This is a genomic window from Streptomyces sp. NPDC048650, assembly GCF_043199095.1.
Classification (GTDB): Bacteria; Actinomycetota; Actinomycetes; order Streptomycetales; family Streptomycetaceae; genus Streptomyces.
In genome coordinates this window covers 623,703-644,423 of record NZ_JBICVM010000002.1, presented here as the reverse complement: position 1 = coordinate 644,423, position 20,721 = coordinate 623,703, and the positions used below count along the sequence as shown (strand labels likewise).

At 70.7% G+C, this 20,721-nt stretch carries 17 protein-coding genes and 3 pseudogenes; 12 read left to right on the top strand and 8 right to left on the bottom strand.

Features of this window, described 5'->3' with window-relative positions:
- Positions 1-77: 77 nt before the first annotated feature.
- Positions 78-662 carry a hypothetical protein gene (locus ACGFML_RS08710; protein WP_393541438.1) on the bottom strand — a complete coding sequence of 195 codons (585 nt, stop codon included), beginning with the start codon at positions 660-662 and terminating at the stop codon, positions 78-80.
- 193 nt (positions 663-855) lie between these two features.
- Between ACGFML_RS08710 and ACGFML_RS08705 the strand changes: the two genes are divergently transcribed.
- From ACGFML_RS08705 to ACGFML_RS08680, 6 genes are all read left to right on the top strand, one after another.
- Positions 856-1,878, top strand: coding sequence for a LysR family transcriptional regulator (locus tag ACGFML_RS08705; protein WP_393541436.1), 1,023 nt, complete (start codon positions 856-858; stop codon positions 1,876-1,878).
- Between the two features lie 537 nt (positions 1,879-2,415).
- The gene (locus ACGFML_RS08700) at positions 2,416-2,664 is read left to right on the top strand and encodes a hypothetical protein (RefSeq protein ID WP_393541434.1); all 249 of its coding nucleotides are present in this window, start codon (positions 2,416-2,418) and stop codon (positions 2,662-2,664) included.
- A 317-nt stretch (positions 2,665-2,981) separates the two neighbouring features.
- Entirely contained in the window at positions 2,982-3,266 is a 285-nt protein-coding gene (locus ACGFML_RS08695; protein WP_393541432.1) for a hypothetical protein, read from the top strand.
- A gap of 132 nt (positions 3,267-3,398) precedes the next feature.
- Entirely contained in the window at positions 3,399-3,737 is a 339-nt protein-coding gene (locus ACGFML_RS08690; protein WP_393541430.1) for a hypothetical protein, read from the top strand.
- Between the two features lie 1,157 nt (positions 3,738-4,894).
- Positions 4,895-5,572: a hypothetical protein gene (locus ACGFML_RS08685; RefSeq protein WP_393541692.1), complete on the top strand. Its 678-nt coding sequence runs from the start codon at positions 4,895-4,897 to the stop codon at positions 5,570-5,572.
- A gap of 133 nt (positions 5,573-5,705) precedes the next feature.
- Positions 5,706-6,056 carry a hypothetical protein gene (locus ACGFML_RS08680; RefSeq protein WP_393541428.1) on the top strand — a complete coding sequence of 117 codons (351 nt, stop codon included), beginning with the start codon at positions 5,706-5,708 and terminating at the stop codon, positions 6,054-6,056.
- Positions 6,057-7,299: 1,243 nt separating this feature from the next.
- Here the strand turns inward: ACGFML_RS08680 and ACGFML_RS08675 are convergent.
- From ACGFML_RS08675 to ACGFML_RS08665, 3 genes are all read right to left on the bottom strand, one after another.
- Entirely contained in the window at positions 7,300-7,596 is a 297-nt protein-coding gene (locus ACGFML_RS08675; RefSeq protein ID WP_393541427.1) for a hypothetical protein, read from the bottom strand.
- Between the two features lie 1,631 nt (positions 7,597-9,227).
- Complete coding sequence (locus ACGFML_RS08670) at positions 9,228-9,506, bottom strand: hypothetical protein (protein WP_393541425.1); 279 nt, start codon at positions 9,504-9,506, stop codon at positions 9,228-9,230.
- A 298-nt stretch (positions 9,507-9,804) separates the two neighbouring features.
- Positions 9,805-10,314 carry a hypothetical protein gene (locus tag ACGFML_RS08665; protein WP_393541423.1) on the bottom strand — a complete coding sequence of 170 codons (510 nt, stop codon included), beginning with the start codon at positions 10,312-10,314 and terminating at the stop codon, positions 9,805-9,807.
- A gap of 659 nt (positions 10,315-10,973) precedes the next feature.
- Here ACGFML_RS08665 and ACGFML_RS08660 point away from each other — a divergent pair.
- Entirely contained in the window at positions 10,974-11,150 is a 177-nt protein-coding gene (locus ACGFML_RS08660; RefSeq protein WP_393541421.1) for a hypothetical protein, read from the top strand.
- A gap of 224 nt (positions 11,151-11,374) precedes the next feature.
- On the opposite strand, the gene ACGFML_RS08655 is transcribed toward ACGFML_RS08660, so the two are convergent.
- Complete coding sequence (locus ACGFML_RS08655; protein ID WP_393541419.1) at positions 11,375-11,626, bottom strand: hypothetical protein; 252 nt, start codon at positions 11,624-11,626, stop codon at positions 11,375-11,377.
- 604 nt (positions 11,627-12,230) lie between these two features.
- Between ACGFML_RS08655 and ACGFML_RS08650 the strand changes: the two are divergent.
- The 5 genes and pseudogenes from ACGFML_RS08650 to ACGFML_RS08630 all read left to right on the top strand — a co-directional run.
- Positions 12,231-12,458 (top strand): annotated as a pseudogene (locus ACGFML_RS08650) (chaplin); the annotation flags it as partial.
- Positions 12,459-13,471: 1,013 nt separating this feature from the next.
- Positions 13,472-14,146 carry a hypothetical protein gene (locus ACGFML_RS08645; protein WP_393541417.1) on the top strand — a complete coding sequence of 225 codons (675 nt, stop codon included), beginning with the start codon at positions 13,472-13,474 and terminating at the stop codon, positions 14,144-14,146.
- 343 nt (positions 14,147-14,489) lie between these two features.
- Positions 14,490-14,768, top strand: a complete 279-nt coding sequence (locus tag ACGFML_RS08640) for a hypothetical protein (protein ID WP_393541415.1) — start codon at positions 14,490-14,492, stop codon at positions 14,766-14,768.
- A pseudogene (locus ACGFML_RS08635) lies at positions 14,686-16,026 on the top strand (glycosyltransferase family 87 protein); the annotation flags it as partial. The gene ACGFML_RS08640 and the pseudogene ACGFML_RS08635, both read left to right, overlap by 83 nt.
- A gap of 99 nt (positions 16,027-16,125) precedes the next feature.
- Positions 16,126-17,250, top strand: a pseudogene (locus ACGFML_RS08630) (glycosyltransferase family 4 protein); the annotation flags it as partial.
- A 16-nt stretch (positions 17,251-17,266) separates the two neighbouring features.
- On the opposite strand, the gene ACGFML_RS08625 reads toward ACGFML_RS08630, so the two are convergent.
- From ACGFML_RS08625 to ACGFML_RS08615, 3 genes are read right to left on the bottom strand one after another with little or no spacing between them, the layout of a single operon-like run.
- A complete protein-coding gene (locus tag ACGFML_RS08625; RefSeq protein ID WP_393541413.1) occupies positions 17,267-17,935 on the bottom strand; it encodes a LuxR C-terminal-related transcriptional regulator in 669 nt (222 codons plus the stop codon).
- Entirely contained in the window at positions 17,923-19,212 is a 1,290-nt protein-coding gene (locus ACGFML_RS08620) for a sensor histidine kinase (RefSeq protein ID WP_393541411.1), read from the bottom strand. The genes ACGFML_RS08625 and ACGFML_RS08620 overlap by 13 nt, the downstream gene beginning before the upstream one ends.
- Before the next feature lie 49 nt (positions 19,213-19,261).
- Positions 19,262-20,557 carry an exo-beta-N-acetylmuramidase NamZ domain-containing protein gene (locus ACGFML_RS08615; protein WP_393541409.1) on the bottom strand — a complete coding sequence of 432 codons (1,296 nt, stop codon included), beginning with the start codon at positions 20,555-20,557 and terminating at the stop codon, positions 19,262-19,264.
- Positions 20,558-20,721 lie beyond the last annotated feature (164 nt).

The following is a 20,721-nucleotide window of genomic DNA, read 5'->3' as shown; positions in this document are numbered from 1 at the left end:
CGGCGGGCTCTCCACCAGGAGACGACGCGGCGCAGCAGGCCCCGGGCAACCGCCCGGGGCCTGCTGCGCCGTACCGGCTAGAGGGCGGGCGCGCCCGCCTTGCCCTGCCGCAGCTGCTTGGCATAGCGGCCGTTGGGCGGCAACCAGCCGACCACGATCGCCGCGAGCGCGGTGGCCATCGCCAGCAGGCTCGTCAGCATGACGGAAGTCGGTTCGTAGTCACCGGCGATGAGGACATGGGGCAACAACGCCACCACGGCGGAAATGGTGAGGAGAACGCGGGCCCAGGTGGCCCCGCTCCGGGCGCACAGGCCGAAGACGAGCACACAGACGCCGAGGACGAGGGCGAATACCGCACGGGCCACCAGGGAGTCGTACCGCGCGTCGACGAGCGACTCCCACAGCGGTCCCGGCAGTCCCTTGATATCCGCCGAACCACCCGCGGGCAGTCCCGCCAGGTCCGGATGCTCCGCGAGAGCGTCCTTGAGATTCTGGACGGCGAGGTCCTTTCCTCCGGCGAATACGAGGATCGCGCCGACAAAGGCCGACACCGCGGAAAGCACCGAAATGGCCGGCATGGCGGTGAGGGTGCCGGGCCGTTCGACCGCCTGGCCCGTCGGTACGGAACCGCTCTGCGGCGGCGCGACCTGGTGATGGCTCACGAGCTCAACTCTCCTTGCAGAGATGAAGGGTTGACCTGGATTGGCTTGACCTTTGCATGGGTACCGGGAACGCATCCAGCATTTTCCGGAAATAATCCCCAGATAATCCCGGCCGACCTCGGGATCAGCTTTGAACAAGGGCTATGCTGCACAGCCGTGAATTAAAGGGGAGCGGGAAAGCGAGAAGGGGCGCATGGCCTTAGAAGGTCCGCAGCGGTATCCGCCGGAGCTGCTCGATATGACCATGGACCAGCTGCGCACGTTGATCACGGTCCGGGAGGAAGGCACCGCGCTGGGCGCCGCCCGCCGACTGGGCCGCGAACAGTCCAGCGTGCAAAAGCAGCTGGACACGATGAACCGCACCTTCGCCGCCCTGTGCGGCGAGGAACTGGTGCTCAAACAGGGGCGGGGCCGCAACGCCCTGTTCACCGCCACCGGCGAGACGCTCGTCTCGCTGGCGCGACGCACCCTCGGCGACTGGTCGGACGGTGTGCACGACGCCCGCCGCCGCCTGGGCCGGACGCTGTCCGTCGGCACCACCCGCTACACCCTCGGCTTCCTGCTGGACGCCGTGGAACACGTCAGCGAGGAGTACGAGCGCGACAACGTCGAACTCAAGGTCACCCACGTACGCACCGGAGACGTGCTCACCAAACTGCGTGCCAAGGAACTGGACGTGGTCTGCGGCAGCGTCGTGGTGACGGAGGGCCAGGAGGCGGAACAGCTCGCGCCGTACGAGGTCATGGAGTGGCGGCGCAGCGGCCTGTCCCTGCTGACCAATCTGCCGCCCGAACGCCTCCCCGGGCCCTCCTTCGGTGCCCGGGACCTGCCCGCGCTGCCGCTGGTGATCTCCGCACGCGGCCTGATAGGCCGCTTCCTGACGTCCTGGTACGGCCCCGACTTCCGTCAGAAGCTGACCGTCGCCGCGGAGATAGAGGCCGCGCACTACGGCTTCGAGCTGCTGCGCTCGGGGGTGGTCAGCGGCGCGATGCTGGTCACCCGCGGCATCGGCGAGGCCGCCGCCGACGGCCGGCTCCCCGAGGCCGGCGGGCTGCGCACGCTGGACATCGTCGGGGAGGTGGGGCCCAGGACCGAGGTGCTGGTCGGCGTCTTCACCCGGCGGGGCGAGCGGGGCTCCTACGGTCCCACCCACCCGCTCAACCGCCTTTGGGAGGCGCTGTCCTGGGAGAGCGAACGCTGGTGGCTCAGGCCCTGAGCACGCGGGCCGGCGCCCACCCGCCCCCACCGCGTGCGGTGACGGCACCGGCGGGATCCCCACCGGCGTCCCAGCAGTGACGGCCAGCGCGGAAGGGCAACAACGCGCTGGCCGTCGACGTTCTCTCGCCAGAAAGAACCCCACCATGCTAAGCCAACGTGGCGCCGTCGGCCGGGAGGCCCGGCCCGGCCGACGACGGGCAACGGCGTCGCCACCGACCGGGCGACGCCTTCGTCGTCGCGACGATGTCCGGCCCGGCGAAGGGCGCCGCGTCATCACCCCCGTCAACGGCCAACCCTCAAAAGGCTGACCGGATCGCCACCCCGGCCCCCATGGCATCCCGGTGCGCGCGGCAGAGCGGCGAGCGCCGCCGAAGCCCTGCGAAAGACCCCTTTGCAGCCCTTGCGCGAGGCCGCTCCACGGCCCAACACGGGGGCACAGTGGTGCAGAACCCCCTTGGCGACTACTGCTAGTGTTTTCTCCATCACAGTAGGCAATCAGGCCTCTATGTACAGGTAATGAAGGACCGAGGGTTCCATGCGCAAGCTTCAGCAGGTTGTGATCGTCGCCGCCGCAGCGGCCGGCGGCCTGTCCGCCATCGGTGCCGGCGCAGGCACCGCCTACGCCCACGACGGTTCCGGCCCGCGACACAACGGCCTCTTCCGTCCGTATCAGGAGTGCAGTCCCCAGACGGTGGCCGACACCAACCTCCCTATCGGCGTGCTCGCCGTCCCCGAGACCTGGGGCACCACCTGCGGCCAGTTCAACCACGCCTTCACCAGGTAGGGCCGCCCGGGATCGCTGTTCGGGAAGCTCGTCGCGGGCCTTCGAGGGCCACCCCCTCGAAGGCCCGCGAGCATGCGGTAGGACGAATGGGCCGTGTGCGGCGCGACCGAACGGGCGGTTCGTCGTGGGCCGCGCTCTCCTTCGGCCTGTCACCGGCCTGAATTGGCCGGGGGTGCGGCAGCTTTCGGGTGGCGCCCGCGCGCCGGTCATGAATTCCGGCGCGTCGCTGAGCGGTTGCAGGAATTTCGCATTACTTTTCTGTAACTGTACGAATCACGTCAATCGTACGCAAACCCGCTCAAACTACCGGAGATGAAATGCGCAAGCTTTGTAAGGCTGCCGTCGTGGCAGTCGCCCTTGGCAGCGTCGGCTTCCTCGGCGCCGGTACCGCCATCGCCGACGGCGGTCACGGAGGTGGCCACTTCGGCATCGCTCAGGGCTCCGAGTGCCGGTCGCACGACCTGAACGTCGACGTCCTCGGCGAGGTCGGTGTCCTCAACGGTCTGCTGGGCAACGCGATCAACGGCGAGGGCAACCCCGGTGCGCAGGCCACCCCGATCGGCTCGGGCATGGGCTGCAGTAACAGCGCCTTCAGCAGGTAAGGGAGATGGGCCCCGGTGTCCCGGCCGCTGTGGCCGGGCGCCGGGGCCCGTTTTCGACTCTCTTCAGAGCCCGGGCGCGGACCGCTTCGCGGTGTGCGGCGCCCGGGCGTCGATCACAAAGGAATGCGGCACATGTTCAGTCGGAAGAAGATCGCAGCCGTCTCGGGGCTCCTGGGCGGACTCGCCATGATGACCTGCGCCGGCGCCACCCAGGCGTTCGCCGTAGGCTCCACGGGCACCTGCGCCCCCGACAGCCAGGGCAACATCTCCTGCATGCAGGGGAACACCGGCTACAGCAGCGATGACGGCAGGTACGTCGTCAACCAGACGCAGAACTGCCTGGGCACGAAGCCTGTCTCGTTGCCCGCAGGCGGCCTGTTGAACCCGGGAACCACCCAGATCGGCCCCGCCCTGAACTGCTCCAACACGGCACCGACGCCCCAGGGCTTCCGGTCGCCCGGCATGGGATAACGAGCCCCAGCAGTTGTTCCACGAGTCTGCGACGGATCTTGCCCGGGCCGGGTGGCCTGCGCGGCGTGCCGAGCAATCTCGGACACACCTCGTCGGCCGCGGCCGGCCGAGGTTCGGCCCCACCCCGGCCGGCGTGATGCGGCCGGCGCCGAGCGGGCTCAACCGCCAGCCGATTCCCCTCCCCTTCCACTTGCGGACGAAGGCCCTCAGAGCCGCTCCCAAGTGGCGAACGGCCGACGCGCGTTGAGCCCAGCTCGGCATTTCCGGAGCCCCGCAGGCGCCGCTCCAGCCATCCCGCACAACGGGAACTTCTCCAGGCTGCCGTGCTGCCGTGCTCCGTCCCGGCCGTCAACTGCGCGCCATGTCCCTGGACATGAGAGCCCCGAAGCACTCCCCGAGGGTTGCCGGCCGGGTGCCGCCTGCGCGGCGCCGCGGGAAGCCGGCCCGACCCCGTCGACGGAGCCGTCCCTTCGTGCTCTCCATGCAGCCTCCGAGGCCGCAGCGTCACTTCCGAGGACGAGGACGAAACCTCACCAACGCCCCCAACGATGCGCGCTGGTTGGCAAATGGGTGACCGCGCCTCGGCTCCCGTGACCCGCCTGGGGGGAGGGTTCGTTGCTCTCATGGAGAGGGCGGTGCAGGAGCGCCGGGCAGGCATCGGAGTCAACGGCCATCCCTGGCGCCGGGTCGGCCCGCGGCCCAGCCGCGCTCTCCACGACTCCGGGGAGAGTGATGCATGAGTCATCTGCGGGTGCCGGCCGGGGAATTCGGCCCGCGTGGCGCGCCCGGCAGTCGCATGAGCCCTCCTCGCCCACGCCCGGTCAAGCGCCGGTCCTGCTCCGCACCACGTGATGCGGCTCGCGCCGCGCAGGTTGTCCGGCCGGCCGCCGCGTCCGTCCGCCCAACACGGGATGGCGGCCCGGAAGTCGCCTTCTGGGGTGCGGTTATAGGAAAAGCGAAAAGGGTCGCCGTCGGTTCCGATGAGTGTCGGAGAGCGACGGAATGAGTGCCGCCGCGAGCCCGTAGGGGTTTTCGCCGTGGGCCGACACGGGGCTTAGCAGAGCGAAATCCCAAGGTGGCTACTTTTGGTGTGTATAAGCTCACAATGAGTAGTCACTTCAGGCTCCACGCACAGGTAATGAAGGGTCGAAAGTTCCATGCGCAAACTGCAACAGGTCACGATCGTCGTCGCAGCAGTCGCCGGTTTGGCCAGCTTTGGTGCCGGCACCAGCTTCGCCGACGCCCCCGGGCTCCAGGGCGGCTCGTACGGTCCGCAGGCCACCGCCTGGGCCACCTCGCAGTCGGCCGCTGGTGCCACTGCACAGGGCGGCCAGTACGGCGGCGCCCACGAGCACGCGGCTCCGCAGGCCGTGGCTCCGCAGCCCGCCCCGCAGGCTGCCGCCCCGCAGCCCGCTCCGCAGGCCATGGCTCCGCAGCCGGCTCCGCAGGCCATGGCTCCGCAGCCCGCCCCGCAGGCTGTCGCCCCCCAGCCCGCTCCCCAGCCCGCTCCGCAGGCTGTCGCTCCGCAGCCGGCGCCGCAGGCTGTCGCCGCCCCCCAGCCCGCTCCGCAGGCCGTGGCTCCGCAGCCGGCTCCGCAGGCGGTCGCTGCGCAGCCCGCTCCGCAGTCCTACTCGGGTCACCACAAGCACAAGAAGATCGACATCCGCCAGCACACCCAGTGCAAGTCGCACGACATGAACGTCAACATCCTCGGCCAGGTCGGGCTCGTGAACGGCCTGCTGGGCAACGCGCTCAACGGTGAAGGCAAGCCGGGCGCGCAGGGCACCAGCCAGGGCTCGCGCATGGGCTGCAACAACGTCGCGGCCAAGCACTAACTGAAACGAGCCCCTGCGCCCTTGGCCGCTGTGGCCGGGCGCCGGGGCCCGTTTTCGACTCTCTTCAGAGCCCGGGCGCGGACCGCTTCGCGGTGTGCGGCGCCCGGGCATCGATCACAAAGGAATGCGGCACATGTTCAGTCGGAAGAAGATCGCAGCCGTCTCGGGGCTCCTGGGCGGACTCGCCATGATGACCTGCGTCGGCGCCACCGAGGCGAACGCCGGAGGACACGCGGGTGGCTGCCGCCAATCCCACCTGGGCAACACCGTCTGCATTCATAAGAGCGATACCGTCTACAAGAGCAAGAACGGCATGTATGTGATCAAGCAGAAGAGGGACTGCTCGGCGGCCACCCGGCAGCGCGTGGTGTGGCCCGAAGCAGGTCTGCTGAACAACGGGTCCACGAGGATCGGGCCCGTCGTGAACTGCTCCAACAGGGCGCACCTGCCCAAGGGCTTCAAGCCGCCCCGTATCAAGTTCTGATACGCGAACGGCGGATGACCGGGCCGGCCCGACCCCGAGCCGTACTTCGGCTCCACGGGGATGCGGACCGGCCCGCGCATCGGTGAGCGAGCACCGCGCCGATCATTCGTGACGGTTCCGCCCGTGACGACGCGTCCGCGCACTCCGGAAGTGCTATGGGGGACAGATCTCCCGCGATCGACCGTTCCCAGTCGACGCGCACACCTCCGTCGAGGAGCTCGCACAGCAGGACACGGGGGCAGGGCACATCGACGCCGCGCTGCCCCTGCGGCAGAGGCAGGGGCACCTCCTGGCGGACGGCCGCCTGTTCCACGAAAGCCGGGACGAGAGGGAGTCGGGCGTGCCCGCTCCGCCCAAAACTCCGCCGAGCAGGTCCCGACGTGCGTGAACGCCGGCCCCAGGCCGTCACCGTCCCTGCGGCCGGCGTTCACGACAGCCGAAGGGCGGACCCGCCTGGGACCCTGGGGACCGCAGGCCCGGCCCGCACCACGAGCGCCGACTCCGCGACCAACTGGCCTTCTCGACCTCGTGGCAACCTCTGCTGCGATGGACGGACCCTCGGCGCAGGGCCTGTTCATCGCCCGGTGGACGACCCTCTCAGGAGATCCGGTGCGGCCACGGCCGCGAGCACCACGTGGACACGTGGGCCAGCTCCGCGACGGGTCGCCCACCTGCGGCATCGCGGTGGTTCATGCCGAGCCTGCTCATGGCCATGGACAGGACCGAGCACGCCGCTGCGCCGGCCCGGGCGGCGTGGGCCGTGATCGGCACTACGCATGCTCGGGGTGCGGTGGAAACCGCGGAGCCGTTCCCCCGGACCCGTGTCCGGGAGAAGATCACCGGACGTCTTGCGGACCTGTGAGCGAAGCCCCCAGCATCCAGTGGGACGCAGGTCCCGTTCTGAGAAGACGCGTTGGGCCGTCCTGATGTTGCCGGTACCTAATCGGCTCCGCTGCTCCCCGTCAGCGGTCGACCGCGGCAGCATCGACCGGCTGTGTCCAGGAGCAACCAGCGGCCCCCGTACGGCTGCCTCCTCGGCCCTGGTGAGGGGCCACGACACCCCCACCGGCGACGCGGCAGGTGCTCGGAGGGCTCCGGGAGGGGAAGGCCCACCGTCGGGCCGGAGATGGCGGATTCTTCCGCCTGAGGATCGGGAGGAGGTCGGCGCCCGATCCCGAAGAAGGCAAAAAGCGAGCCCCGGTGCCTGGCTCCCCGTAGCCAGGACACCGGGGCTCAGTTTCTTTTACTTGCCCAGGGCGCTGTTGTTGCAGCCCATGGTCGAGCCCAGGTGGGTGGACTGCGCACCCGGGGAGCCCTCACCGTTGAGCAGGTTGCCGCCGAGGCCGTTGGCGATGCCGACCTCGCCGAGGACGTCGAGGTTCGTGTCGTGCGAGGTGCAGGAGGTGCTCTGCTTGATGGTGAACTCGGCGCCGCCTGACTCGCCGCCAAAGGGGCCACCGGCGTAGGCCGTGCCGACACCGAGGAGGCCGACGCTGCCGAGGGCGGCAGCCACGACGGCAGCCTTGCAAAGCTTGCGCATTTCATCTCCGGTCGATTGAACGGTCGCGATCTGTGATGGATCGACTTCGTACAGTTACGGGACAGTAATACGAAGTTCCCCCAACCACCTTGCGACGCGCCGAAATCCGTGACCATCGTGAACCGATGCGCCCGAAAATCCCTCGCGCGCCGAGCGGGGTACGGCGTTGAGCGGCCGCAACGGGCGCAAGCGCTCGGCCTCAACGGCCCTACCTGGAACCGGATGAAGAGTCGCCCCGGGTACAACTCGCGCTCCGAGCCTGCGAAGGCAGCGAGGCGGCCGCCCAGAAGGTTGACGTCGCGCGGCATCTGCGGGAACGGAGATTCCCCGAGAGGTCGATCGACGGCCTTTTGTCCGACAACCGGGCTTTTCCTGAAGGGATCCCGCGTCCACACCGCAGACATTGCGTACGGCCTCGCCGTACGGACCGGTGACGACGCTTGGGCCGCGGTGCTCGTCGCAACACCGCTGACCTCGTGTGGTCTTGCCGGCGAAAGGCGGCCCAAGCCAAGCACCGGGCCGGAAATCGGTTACCGGCACCCGTTGTTGGCGGATGCGGGCATGCCTTGAGGCTTGAGGCTTGAGGCTTGAGGCAACGGCATACGCAGGCTGATCACGCCCGCTGGTCGAAGGCGAAGAATGAACTCGTGGAAGTCCGTTCCCTGGCGCACCTTCCCTGGTCCACCTTCTCCGGGCCGCCGAACTGGGCCTGCTCGAACCGGAAACACTCGGACGAGAGGCCACTCCGCGCAATGCAGCATGGCGCCGGCAGCGTTGCGGCGACCCTGCGAATGCAGGGGTGCCGCGGCCTCTGCTCGGAACTCGCGTCCTGGCAATGTATGGGTCGACGCCAGGCGCCATCTCCACGACCTACGCGGCCTCGGCGCCTACTCTGGTCGTGCGGACTCGTCCCTCAACGCCCCGCGCCGGAGCGTCCTGCCCGGCAAGAGCGCGGCATCGTCATCGAGGTGGTGAGGAGGCTCGCGCTGCGTGGATGCGCTGTTGGCCTCTCGTTCGGTGACCTTGGGCCGTGCCGAGCCGGTGGTCGTGACCGATGACGGCGGCAGCTGCGCGGTGGGCGGGGAGGGGGCCGGCCGGGGGCGACGGTTGACTGTCGCCGACGAGGGCGCTTGACCGCGACGCGAGAGCGCCGATGGTGTGCGGCCGCCAGGCGGGATGGCTCAACGGGGCTGCGTTCACTTTGAAGTCGGCGAATGTTCGGGCCGCCACGTCCTTGACGCTGTCGGCTCACATCGTCCTCGGCCCGTGCCTCGTACGCCTTTCGGCTGCTGCGAGGCCCCCACCCCATCCGCGGACGCTCAGCAGACCGTTCTCGCCGTACGCTCCGCCGGCCGGAGGCGTTTCACCGGCTGCTCGACAAGCCGGCGGCGGGCATATGCCAACCCGCGGAACAACCGCGCGTCACATCGGCTGGACGCCGCATTCGGCAGAGACAACGTGGCTGGAGAGCAAGGCACTTGAGACGGAGGGTGGTCCCTGCCCCATGTATCCGTCAGTCGATTCGCCATCGGAATCGGAGCCCTGAAGAAGACAGAGAAATGGGCCCCGGCGCCGAGCGTGTAGCTCGGTGCCGGGACCCATTTCAGCTGTTCGTTTGACTGCTCAGCGCATCAGAAGGCGCTGTTGTTGCAGCCCATCGTCGAGCCCAGGTGGGTGGACTGGGCGCCCGGGCTGCCTTCGCCGTTGAGGGCGTTGCCCAGCAGGCCGTTGAGGATCCCGACCTCGCCGAGGACGTCGAGGTTCAGGTCGTGCGACTTGCACTGGCTGCTCTGGACGATTTTGAAGTCGCCGCCGCCGTGCCCGCCGTCGGCGTAGGCGGTGCCGGCGCCGAGGAACCCGATGCTGCCGAGGGCGACTGCCGCGACGGCAGCCTTGTGAAGCTTGCGCATTTCGTCTCCGGTGGATTGAACCGTTGCGATCTGTAAGTGATCGACTCCTTACAGTTATGGCAGGCTAATGCGAAATTTCCGAAAACCACTCCGCGACGCGCCGAGCCTCCACGTGTCGCGGACGGGGGCGGTCCGGGAATTGCCGTGCGCGCTGGGCGGATCGGTGCATCGAGAGGCCGGATCGGCGCGGCCGTTGCGCAGGGTCCACTTGTTGTGTCGGCCCGGGCATGGCCGGGCCCTTCGAGGGATGCCCCTCGAAGGGCCCATGGCGCACCCGAGGGCGGCTACCTCGGTGGCCTCACCTGGCGGTGGCGAAAGCGTTGGCCTGGGTGTTGGCCTGGGTGCAGCTGAAGCCCCTGGTCTCGGAGTTGGCGAGCAGCGCGACCGGGAGCTTGGCGTCGAGCAGCGTCTGCGGGCTGCACTCCTGGTACGGGCGGAAGAGGTTGTTCTGGCCCTGCGGAGCGCCCTGCGGAGCGGTCGACGGGGAGATCTGCGGAGAGAGCTGCGGGTTCAGCTGAGGGTTGAGCTGGGGGTTGATCTGCGGGGCGGTCTGCTGCGGGGCGGCGGCCTGCGGGGCAGGAGCCTGCTGCGGGGCGGCATGTGAGCCGGAAGCGTGCGCCGTGGCCTGCGAAGCGGTCCAAGCGGTGGTCTGGGGAGAGCCCTGCTGCGGGCTCGCCTGGTCCGGAGCAGAAACCGGAGTGGCGCCGTTGTACCCGACGGGAGCGTCGGCGAAGCTGGCGCCGGCACCGGCGGTGGACAGCCCGCCGGCAGCTGCGATGACGAGCATGGCTTGGTGAAGCTTGCGCATGAAACCCTCGGCCCTTCATTACCTTTACTGGAAATTTGATTGCTTATTACGGTCGTGCGTGCGCTAAAAGTGGTAATTCCGGGGTTTCACTTCCTGCGTACCCCCGTGCCGAACCACAGTGGAAGCCACCCGCAGGCATGCGACGGCATCCGCTGCGCTGCCCCGTCCCATCGCCTCTCCTTCGATCCGCGCCGGCAGCATTGCTGACGCGTGTTCACCGCAGACCGCCCCCCGGCGTCAGGGAGAAGCACTTCCGGCGGTGGTCCACGGGCGCCTTTACTGTTCTCTCCCAGCGGGCAACGAGATTTCTCCTGGTCCGGTCACGGGAGTCGGGGCGGGGTCACCCATTTGCCACGGCGTGGGGCATGGCCGGGCGTACGGATATGCGACGTCGCCGGGCCGGTGCAACCAGTCAGCGGACGTCCCCCGCACGCCTCTCGGCTGACCGGGAGTCAGGTGCTCGGGCGCCGGCGCCCGGTGAGGGCAACCCTGCCCGTGTGGTGCCTTCCGGCTGTCGGCATGCCCCGTGGCGTGCGCGTTTCTCGCAGTCACGCGATCAGGTGACCGCTTGGCGTGGGCGCCGGAGCGGGTCCGGCGCCGGTGGGAGTGTGGCCCGCGCAAGCAGCATGCCAACGACACGAAGTGAAGCAGGAGCCGCTATGCGCCGTGCACTCGCCACCCTTCTGGGAGCCCTTGCTCTCGCGGGGGCCCTCTCCGCCCCGGCCTACGCCGACGACCCCAGCGCGGGCCTCGCCGGCGTCCTGGGCGTACCCGTGAAGGCGGCCTCCGACGTTGGCCCGGTGCACATCGGCCGGCTGCCGCTGATCGGTCCTTGACGCTCACCCGGTCGTGACCGGAACGCCAACTGCGGCGTGCCCGCGAGGTCGGGGAGTTTCGTAGCGCGAGCCAGGGGCGCCGGGCGTGTGGCGCGAGGGGTGTCGCGAAGCGGCCTGCGCCAGAGCCCGGGGCACTGGGCCCTGGAAAGCCGAAATGGGCTCCGGCGCCGAGCCTGTGGCTCGGGCACCGAGGCCCATTTCGGTCAACCGTGACTGACCGGCTGTCAGAACCCTCCGCCGCCGCCACAGCCCACGATCGAGCCCACGTGGGTGGCCTGCCCGCCCGGACTGCCCTCGCCGTTGATCGCGTTGCCCAGCAGGCCGTTGAGGATTCCGACCTCACCAAGGATGTCGACGTTGAGGTCGTGCGACCTGCACGTACCGAAGCCCCCGTGGGCGTTGGCGGTGCCGGCGCCGAGGAAGCCGACGCTACCGAGAACGGCGGCCACGACAGCAGCGTTGCGAAGCTTGCGCATCTCTACTCCATCTGTTGAGCCAGTGCGATCCGTAACAGATCAACTTCTTACTGTGACGCGAAGCTAATACGAAAAATCTCGGAGCGCTCATCGGCGACAGCCATCTGGGGGTCGACGGCTCATGGTCCGCGACGCACCGGATCCTGTGTGCGGCTCGATCGCGGCGACCGGGCGTTCGCGGTCGCACCCTGTCGCCCCTGGTCGGAATCGGCCTGCCGGCCTCCGGCGCAGGGGGTGGGTGGAAAGGGAGGACGCGCGACCGCGGCAGACGGGTCGGAAGGGCTTGCCTGGAAGCAGTCATGACGGTGCGTCGGGTGCGGCGGGTGAGTCGATGGGTCGTCGGGTGTCCTGAGGCCACTCGACGGAAGGACGGGGCGTCAGGTGATGCACCGTCAAGATGACCTCCGTCCTGGCCCCGTCCGGAAGTGATAATCGCCGAGAAGATCTCTCCGTAAAATCGGAATTACCTTCTTTCGTCAGCCGGATACGAATACGCGCCCGGCTGAAAGAGTGATCGAAATGCAGAATTCGTGGCCTGTGCGCTTCGGTCTCGTTGAGTCATGTGCGGTCCGCGGCTGTGACCGCACTGCCAAGAAGGAGTAACGTGATCAAGAAGGTCATTGCCGCTTCGGCTGCCGCCAGCGGCCTGCTGCTCGTGAGTACGGGCGCCGCCCTCGCCGATGCCGGTGCCGAAGGGGCCGCCGTTGGCTCGCCCGGCGTCCTTTCCGGGAATCAGGTGCAGGTTCCGGTGCATGTGCCGGTCAATGTGTGTGGCAACACGGTGGATGTGGCCGGGGCGCTCAACCCCGCCTTCGGCAACCGCTGCGCCAACGTCGACAAGCCGAAGCACGTGCGGCACCACCGCCACCACGCGCAGCAGGCACACAAGCCGCAGCAGCGCCACCACGTGACGCCGCAGCAGCACCGTCCGGCGGCGCCTCCGGTGGTCACGCACCGTGCCGCGCCTCCCGTTCAGCACCAGCCCCAGCTGGCGCGAACAGGTTCGGAATGGCTGGGTGTCGCGATTCCGGCCAGTGCCGGGCTCATGTTCGGTGGGTTCATGCTCTACCGCCGGGGCCGTCGCGCCGCTGTCGCCAACTGAGACGTAGGTGACGACAGCCGTCCGCGGCTGCCGCTCCGTCCTGCATGAGTGTGGAGCCCGATGTCCATCGGGCTCCACACTCATGTGTTCTCCAGGGAGCTGTGCCGCCGTCGGAAACGGACTCACCGCGAGGTGTGGGAGTCCGTGGGAGGCGGTGAGGCCCCGAACTTTCCTTCCGGAAAGGTCAGTTCGTTCCGTGCCCTCGGCACGCTCGGCCGGGGTCGAGGCGGGTGATTCGGCGTGCCCTTGTGGCCACCTAGCGGCCGACGGGTTGCGTCCCGTGCCGTGGCAAACGGGTGACCCCGCCGCGTCTCCCGTGACCGGACCAGCGGAAATCTCGTTGCGCGCTGGGAGGGAACAGTGAATGTGCCCGTGGACCGCCGCCGGGGCCGACGCGGATCAGAGGAGAGGCGATGGGGCCGGGCAGCGCAGTGAATTCCGCAGGGGGCCTGTGGGCGGCTTCCACTGTGGTTCGACACGGGGGTGCGCAGGGTGTGAGACCCAGGAATTGCCAATTTCAGCGCACGCAAGACCGTAATAAGCAATCAGATTTCCAGTACAGGTAATGAAGGGCCGAGGGTTTCATGCGCAAGCTTCACCAGGCCATGCTCGTCGTCGCAGCGGCCGGCGGGCTGTCCGCTATCGGTGCCGGTGTCAGCCATGCTGACGCTCCCGTCGGGTACAACGGTGCCGCTCCGGCTTCTGTTCCGGATCAGGCGGCTCCACAGGCCGCTCCGCAGCAGATGACCCAGCCGGCCCCGGCCCCGGCTCCGCAGCAGATGGCTCCCGCTCCGGCGCCGCAGCAGGTGGCCCAGCCGGCGCCGGCGCCGCAGCAGATGGCTCCCGCCCCGGCTCCTGCTCCGCAGCAGGTGGCTCCGGCTCCGGCGCCGCAGCAGGTGGCCCAGCCGGCTCCGGCCCCGGCTCCGCAGCAGATGGCTCCGCAGGCTCCCGCCCCCGCCCCGGCTCCGCAGCAGGCCGCTCCGCAGCAGTCGGCTCCGCAGGTCACGGCGTGGGCCTCTTCGCAGGGTGCGGCGCAGGCCTCCAGCTCGCCGGCCGGTTCCCAGCAGGCCGCCCCGCAGCAGGCCGCCCCGCCGCAGCCGGCTCCGCAGCCGGCTCCGCAGCAGGCGGCCCCGCCGCAGCCGGCTCCGCAGGTCGTTCCGCAGGTGGCTCCGCAGGCCGCCCCGCAGGTCGTTCCGCAGGTGGCCCCGCAGGTGGCTCCGCAGGTCGACGTCCCGCGGGTCTTCGCTCCGCAGCCCGCCCCGCAGATGGCCCCGCAGGTCAACCCGCAGGTGAACCCGCAGGTGAACCCGTTGGTCAACCCGCAGGTCGCCCCGGGCGTCCCGCAGGTCTCGCCGGTGGGGCTCGGCCGGCTCGCGGCGACTCCGGTGGGGCAGCTGGACCTGCCCCGACTTTCCTGACCGTTCGAGGAGGGTCTGGGACGGCCCCGCCTCCGCACCGGAACAACGGTGCAGGTGGGGCCGGTTCCGGCCGCCGACGAACGCTCGGTGGAGAGGGCGGGCCGTCCCGACGGGCCCGTTGTCGCCGTGCGGTGACAGCGGGGATTCCGCGGGGGCAGGACAACCGGGCGCCCGTCCTCCGGGCGGCCGGCGGGACTTTGCGACATTCCCAGGGCGCCACTCCGCCCACACGGGCCCGTCGATGCCGTGCCGAGTGGTGTGGGGCACCGAACAATCCGCCTCCCCACACATGTAAGAAGTCGATCTGCTGCAGATCGCATCCGCTCAATTCAACGGAGAAGTAATGCGTAAACTCCAGAAGGTTGCCGTCGTGGGCGCCGTCCTCGGCAGCTTCGCCTCCCTCGGTGCCGGTACCGCCTTCGCCCACGGTGAGGCGGGTGCCCATGACGTCGACGTCACGCAGGGCACGTCGTGCAGGTCGCACGACATGAACATCGACGTTCTCGGTGCGGTCGGGGCGCTCAACGGCACGCTGGGCAATGCGCTCAACGGTGAGGGCGCCCCCGGTGCGCAGCCCACCCAGCTGGGCTCGAAGATGGGCTGCAACAACAGCGCCCTCTGATACATCGTCAGCGAGACGGCCCCGGTGCCCGAGCCGCGCGCTCGGGCACCGGGGCCGTTCGACGTTCCGCAGGGCCCGCCTGACGCGGCACGGTGACTGCGTGGCGGCCGGCTCTCGCGGTCGCGGTGGGGGTCAGGGTGGGGAAAACCCGACCGCCAAGCCTCGACCCACCCGTCATGACCTGCGGCCGCCGCGCGACTGCAATGGCAGGGTGAGTACTTCTCGTTCCGTCCAGTGCCTGGGGTGGTCCGCCGCCGCAGTGTGGGCCGCGGTATTTCCGCTCGCCTCCTCCCTCGAAACCCACCGGCTGTGGGGGCTGAGCGCCGCAGCCGGCTTTCTGTGCGCGGCGGTTGCCGCCCGCTGCCTGCCGCGCACCGGTCCCGCTGCGGCGCCCGCGCTGCTCGCGCTCGTCGGTTCCGTCGTCGTACCCCTCCTGTGGCTGGTGCTGACCGGGCAGGCGCAGAGTGAGGTCGGGGTGATCGAGCGGTCCGGGGTGCTGTTGCTGGAGCACGGCACCCCGTATCTGACGCACCCGCAGGACGTCGAGGACTACACGCCGTATCTGCCCGGCATGGCACTGTTCGGGATACCCCGGGCGGTCCTGGGATCGAACCCCCTGGGTGACGCCCGCATCTGGTGTGCGGCGGCGTTCTTCGGCTGCCTGTGGGCGGGCCGGCGGATACTGCGCGGCGGCGGCGACGACGGACGGCGGTACGCCGGGGCCGCGCTGGTGCTGGCTGCCTCGCCCGTCGTGGCGCTGCCGCTGTGTGTGAGCGGTGTGGACCTGCCGCTCACCGGACTGTGCTGCCTGGCCCTGGCCGCCGCGGCGCGCGGCCGCACGGCGGTGGCGGGCATGGCGCTCGCGGTGGCGTGCGCTCTCAAATGGACGGCGTGGCCCGCGATTCCGGTGGCGGTGGCGCTGCTGGCCCATGGCCACGGCAGGCGCGCGGCCCTCAGGTGCGCGGGCGCCGCGGTGGCCGGTGCGGTGGTGCTGATCCTGCCGGCTGCGCTGCGCTCGCCCGGCGCCATGGTCCAGCAGGTCCTGGCCTTTCCCACCGGGCGGGGCGAGGTGGCGACGCCGGCCCGCAGCCCGTTTCCGGGCCATGTGCTGGCCGAACTGGTGCCGGGCGGCTGGTATCTGGCGGTGGGACTGATGGTGTGCGCGGCGCTGGGCGTCGGGTGGTCGCTCCTGCGGTGTCCGCCGGCGGACGTGGTGGCGGCCGCCGACCGGCTCGCCCTCGGCCTGTGCCTCGCCTTCCTGCTGGCCCCCGCCGGACGGTTCGGCTATCTCGCACTGCCCGTCGTGCTGGTCGTGTGGACGCGGTCGGCGGTCGGCTCCCGGCGACCACGGGTGGCCCTGCCGGGCGGTGGACGCGGTGGCAAGACCCTCGTCGTCACCAACGACTTCCCGCCCCGCCAGGGCGGCATCGAGACCTTCGTGCACGCCATGGCCACCCGCCTGCCGGGCAACGACGTGGTGGTCTACACGGCGTGCGAGGAGGGCGCGGCGGAGTACGACGCCACCTTGCCGTTCCCGGTGGTCCGTGACCCCCGTCGGACACTGCTGCCGACCCGCCGGGTCACCGAGCAGGTGATCGCGACGGCCCGTGCGCACGGTTGCGACCGGGTCTGGTTCGGGGCAGCGGCGCCGCTCGCCGCCATGGCGCCCGCGCTGCGGCGCAGCGGGATACGGCGGATCGTCGCCACCACGCACGGCCACGAGATCTGGTGGGCGCGTGTCCCCGGGACCCGACAGGTCCTGCGGCGGATCGGTGACAGCGTGGATGTCGTCACCTATCTGGGCCGGTACACCCGCGACCGCATCGCCCCGGCGCTGGGCCCGAGCGCGACGCTGCGGCGGCTGGTGCCGGGAGTCGACCCCCGGGAGTTCCGCCCCGCGGGAACGGACGCGGGAGGGACAGCCCCCGGCGGCGAGCGGGTCGTTCTCTGCGTCTCGCGGCTGGTCGCCCGCAAGGGGCAGGACACTCTCGTCCGGGCCCTTCCGCTGATCCGGCAGGCGGTACCCGAGGCGGTGCTGGTGGTGGTCGGTCAGGGGCCCCACGAGCGGCGGCTGCGCCGGCTCGCCCGGAGGCACGCGGCCGGCCCGGTGGTCTTCGCCGGCGGGCAGAGCCATGCACGCACCGCGGACTTCTACGCCGCCGCCGACGTCTTCGCCATGCCGTGCCGGACGCGCAGGTGGGGGCTGGAGGCGGAGGGGCTGGGCATCGTCTTCCTGGAAGCGGCGGCGAGCGGGCTGCCGGTGGTCGCGGGGGACTCCGGCGGGGCCCCCGATGCGGTGCGCGACGGCGAGACGGGGCATGTGGTCGACGGCCGGGACGTGCGGCAGGTGGCCGATGCCGTGGTGCGGCTGCTGCGTTCGCCGGAGCGGGCCGCGGAGATGGGGGCGGCCGGCCGGCGGTGGGTGGAGGAGCAGTGGACCTGGGACGCCTCCGCCCGCCGCCTGGCGTCGCTGCTCGTCCCGCGGGACGACGGCGCGCTCACGGGGACGCGGACTCTGCGCGCAAGTGGGCCAGGACCGCAAGAACCCGCCGGTTGCCCTCCGTCGGATCGATGTCCAGCTTCATGAAGATGTTGCCGGCGTGCTTGACGACGGAGGACTCCGTGACGGTCAGCCGCTGCGCGATGGTCTGGTTGTTGAGGCCCTCCGCCATCAGCGTCAGCACCTCCCGCTCGCGCGGCGTGAGGCGGTCCAGGGAGCGGTTCGCGGTCTGCTGGGAGAGCAGGACCCGGACCACCTCCGGGTCGATCACGGTCCGGCCCGCCGCCACCCGTCGCAGTGCGTCCAGGAATTCGGATATCTCGCCGACCCGGTCCTTGAGCAGGTACCCGAGCCCGCCGGTGCCCGCCTTGCCGCCGCTGAGCAGCTGGGTGGCGTACGCGGTGGCCACGTACTGGGAGAGGACGAGCACCGGCAGCCGGCCGTGCCGGGCGCGCAGGGCGAGTGCCGCCCGGAGTCCCTCGTCGCGGTGGTCCGGCGGCATCCGTACGTCGGTGATCACGATGTCGGGGAGGTCGGCGTCCACCGCGCGGGCCAGCTCCTCGGCGTCGCCGACCGCGGCGGTGACGGTGTGGCCGCTGCGGGTCAGCAGTTCGGTGAGGCCGGCCCGCAGGAGGACGGAGTCCTCGGCCAGGACTATGCGGAGCACGGGACCTCCGCGCGGAGCTGGGTGGGACCGCCCACCGGACTGGACACCACGAGTCTGCCTCCCAAGATCGCCAACCGGTCGCCGAGGCCCTGCAGGCCGGTGCCCGCGGCGGGGACCGCGCCGCCCCGGCCATTGTCGGTGATCAGCAGGCGCAGTGCGCCGCGTTCGTGACGCGCGGCGACGGTGATGGCGGTGGCGCCGCTGTGCTTGACGGCGTTCGCCAGCGCCTCGGTCACGGTGAAGTACGCGACGGTCTCCACCGCTTCGGGTGGCCGGCGCGGCAGATCGATGTCGACGGTGACCGGTATGGGGTTGCGCAGTGTGACCTCGGCGACGGCGTCGGGCAGGCCGTGGTCGGTCAGCACCTGGGGGTGGATGCCGCGGACGAGGTCGCGCAGCTGGGTCAGGGCGGCCCTGACCTCGCCTCGGGCGCGGGTCACCAGCTCCGCGGCGGGGGAGTCGCGCTCGCGCAGCTCCATCTCGGCCATGCCCAGCGTCATGTTGAGGGCGACCAGTTGCTGCTGGGCCCCGTCGTGCAGATCGCGTTCGATACGGCGGCGTTCCGCCTCGAAGGCGTGCGCGAGCCGGGCGCGGGAGCGGGTGAGTTCGATGACCCGGGCGCTGGAGCCGTCCTCCCGCGGTGCCAGGAGGAACTCTGCGGCCCTGACCTGCAGTCCGGCCAGCAGACCGGCCGCGTAGGCGGACAGCGCGAAGGCGATGAGCCCCAGGGCGGGGCCCAGCAGCGCGTCCAGCGGCCCGCGGATCGGCTCACCAGGAATGATCATGACGGTCTCGGGGGCGAGGGCCCAGGCGAGGACCGGCACCGCCATCAGGAGGGCGGCCAGACACAGCACCAGCACGACGGCGAACCCCGCGGCGGCGAAGACGGTCCCGAACAGCACGGTGTAGCCCAGCTCGCGCCAGGTGGCCCGCTCCCGCAGCCGGCCAGCCGCCCAGGACAGCGGGCCGCCGGCCGGCAGCGCACCGTGCGGGCGGTCGAGCGGCACCGGCTCGACCAGGCGCAGCCGACGTCGCTCCAGGGCGCCGACCGGGATGCCGTACAGGGCGGCGGCCGTCAGGACCACGAGCCCCACGCCGACGACGGACAGCGCCATCCCGCCGAGGACCAGCAGCACCAGGGCGATCAGCACCACGTAGCCGAGCAGTGCCCCGCTGGCGAGATAGACCCAGCAGCGCCACGGCCACGCCGAGACGAGGAAGCGCAGCGGGCGCTGCCGAAGCGCCCGCCACACCGTGACCGCACGCTGGTCCGTCATGCCCGTTCCTCCCCCTGGCCCGGGCCGCTTTCCCGTCCCCGGCCCACCCTCACCCGTAGCGCAGATACCGCCGTCGCATCGTACGGAAGCGGCGCAGCTCCTCCTGCCAGGAGGCCACCACCTCGTCGGTCCCCGCGCCCGCGTCGATCATCCGGCGCACCACCGGTGAGCCGGTGAGCCGGTCGATGCCGTTGTCCGGGCGCCAGGCGAAGCCGCGCCAGACCTGTTTGGCCGTCACCAGCAGGCCGATGCCGGTCCGTACGGGGTCGAAGGCGGCGCGGTCGTGGACGTGCAGCTGGACGCCGCCGATCGTCCTGCCCTGGAACTTGGAGAAGGTGGGGGCGAAGTAGGACTCCCGGAAGTGCACGCCGGGCAGGCCGAGCGCGGTGGCGGCCGCTGCCCAGCGGGCGTCGACGCCGTCGGCGCCGAGCAGTTCGAAGGGCCGGGTGGTGCCCCGGCCCTCGGAGAGGTTGGTGCCCTCGAAGAGGCAGGTGCCCGAGTAGACCAACGCGGTGTCGGGGGTGGGCATGTTGGGGCTCGGCGGCACCCAGGGCAGTCCGGAGGCGTCGAAGAAGTCGGCGCGCCGCCACCCCGACATCCGTACCGTCTCCAGCTCCACCGGCCGCCCGGCGGCCTGCGGGACGAACTCGCCGTTGAAGAGCAGCGCCAGCTCCGTGACGGTCATCCCGTGGGCCTGGGAGATGGGCTCGCGGCCCACGAACGAGGCGTACTTCTTGTCCAGCACGGGGCCCGTCGCGGCCCGGCCGGTGACCGGGTTGGGCCGGTCCAGCACCACGAACCGCTTGCCCGCCAGTACCGCTGCCACCATGCAGTCGTAGAGGGTCCAGATGTAGGTGTAGAAGCGGGCGCCGACGTCCTGGATGTCGAAGACGATGGTGTCGGCGCCGGACTCGGTGAAGATGCCGGCGAGTTCCCGGCCGCTCTTGTTGTACGTGTCGTAGACCGGCAGTCCGGTGGCCGGGTCGTCGTAGCGGCCCTCCGAGCCGCCCGCCTGGGCGGTGCCCCGGAAGCCGTGCTCGGGGCCGAAGACGGCGGTCAGGCGGACCCCTCGGTCGCTGTGCATGACGTCCACGATGTGCCGCAGCGAGGTGCCGTCGAGCGCGACCCCGGTGGGGTTGGTGACGATGCCGACCTTCTGGCCGTCCAGGAGGCGGTAGCCGTCGGCGGCGAGCCGGTCGAAGCCGGTGCGGACCGGGTGGCCGCCGGGGGGCCGGGCCGCGTGGGCGGGGGCCCCGGTCGCGGGGACGGCCGCCGCGGGGACGGCCGCGGCGGCCGCTCCGGTAGCCGCCAGCCGACCGAGCAGAACGCGTCTCGACAGAGCCATGCGCACACCTCCGTGATCGGGAGAGGACCCGAGGTACGTGTCGTGGGCACGCTAACGCAGGGTGGGCGGTGATGGGGGTACCCCCGCTCGAGCACGGTCGGGAGCGGGGGCTCGCCCGGCCGTGCCGGGATGCGCCTCCCCGGTCATGGCAGGAGCCGGGAGTG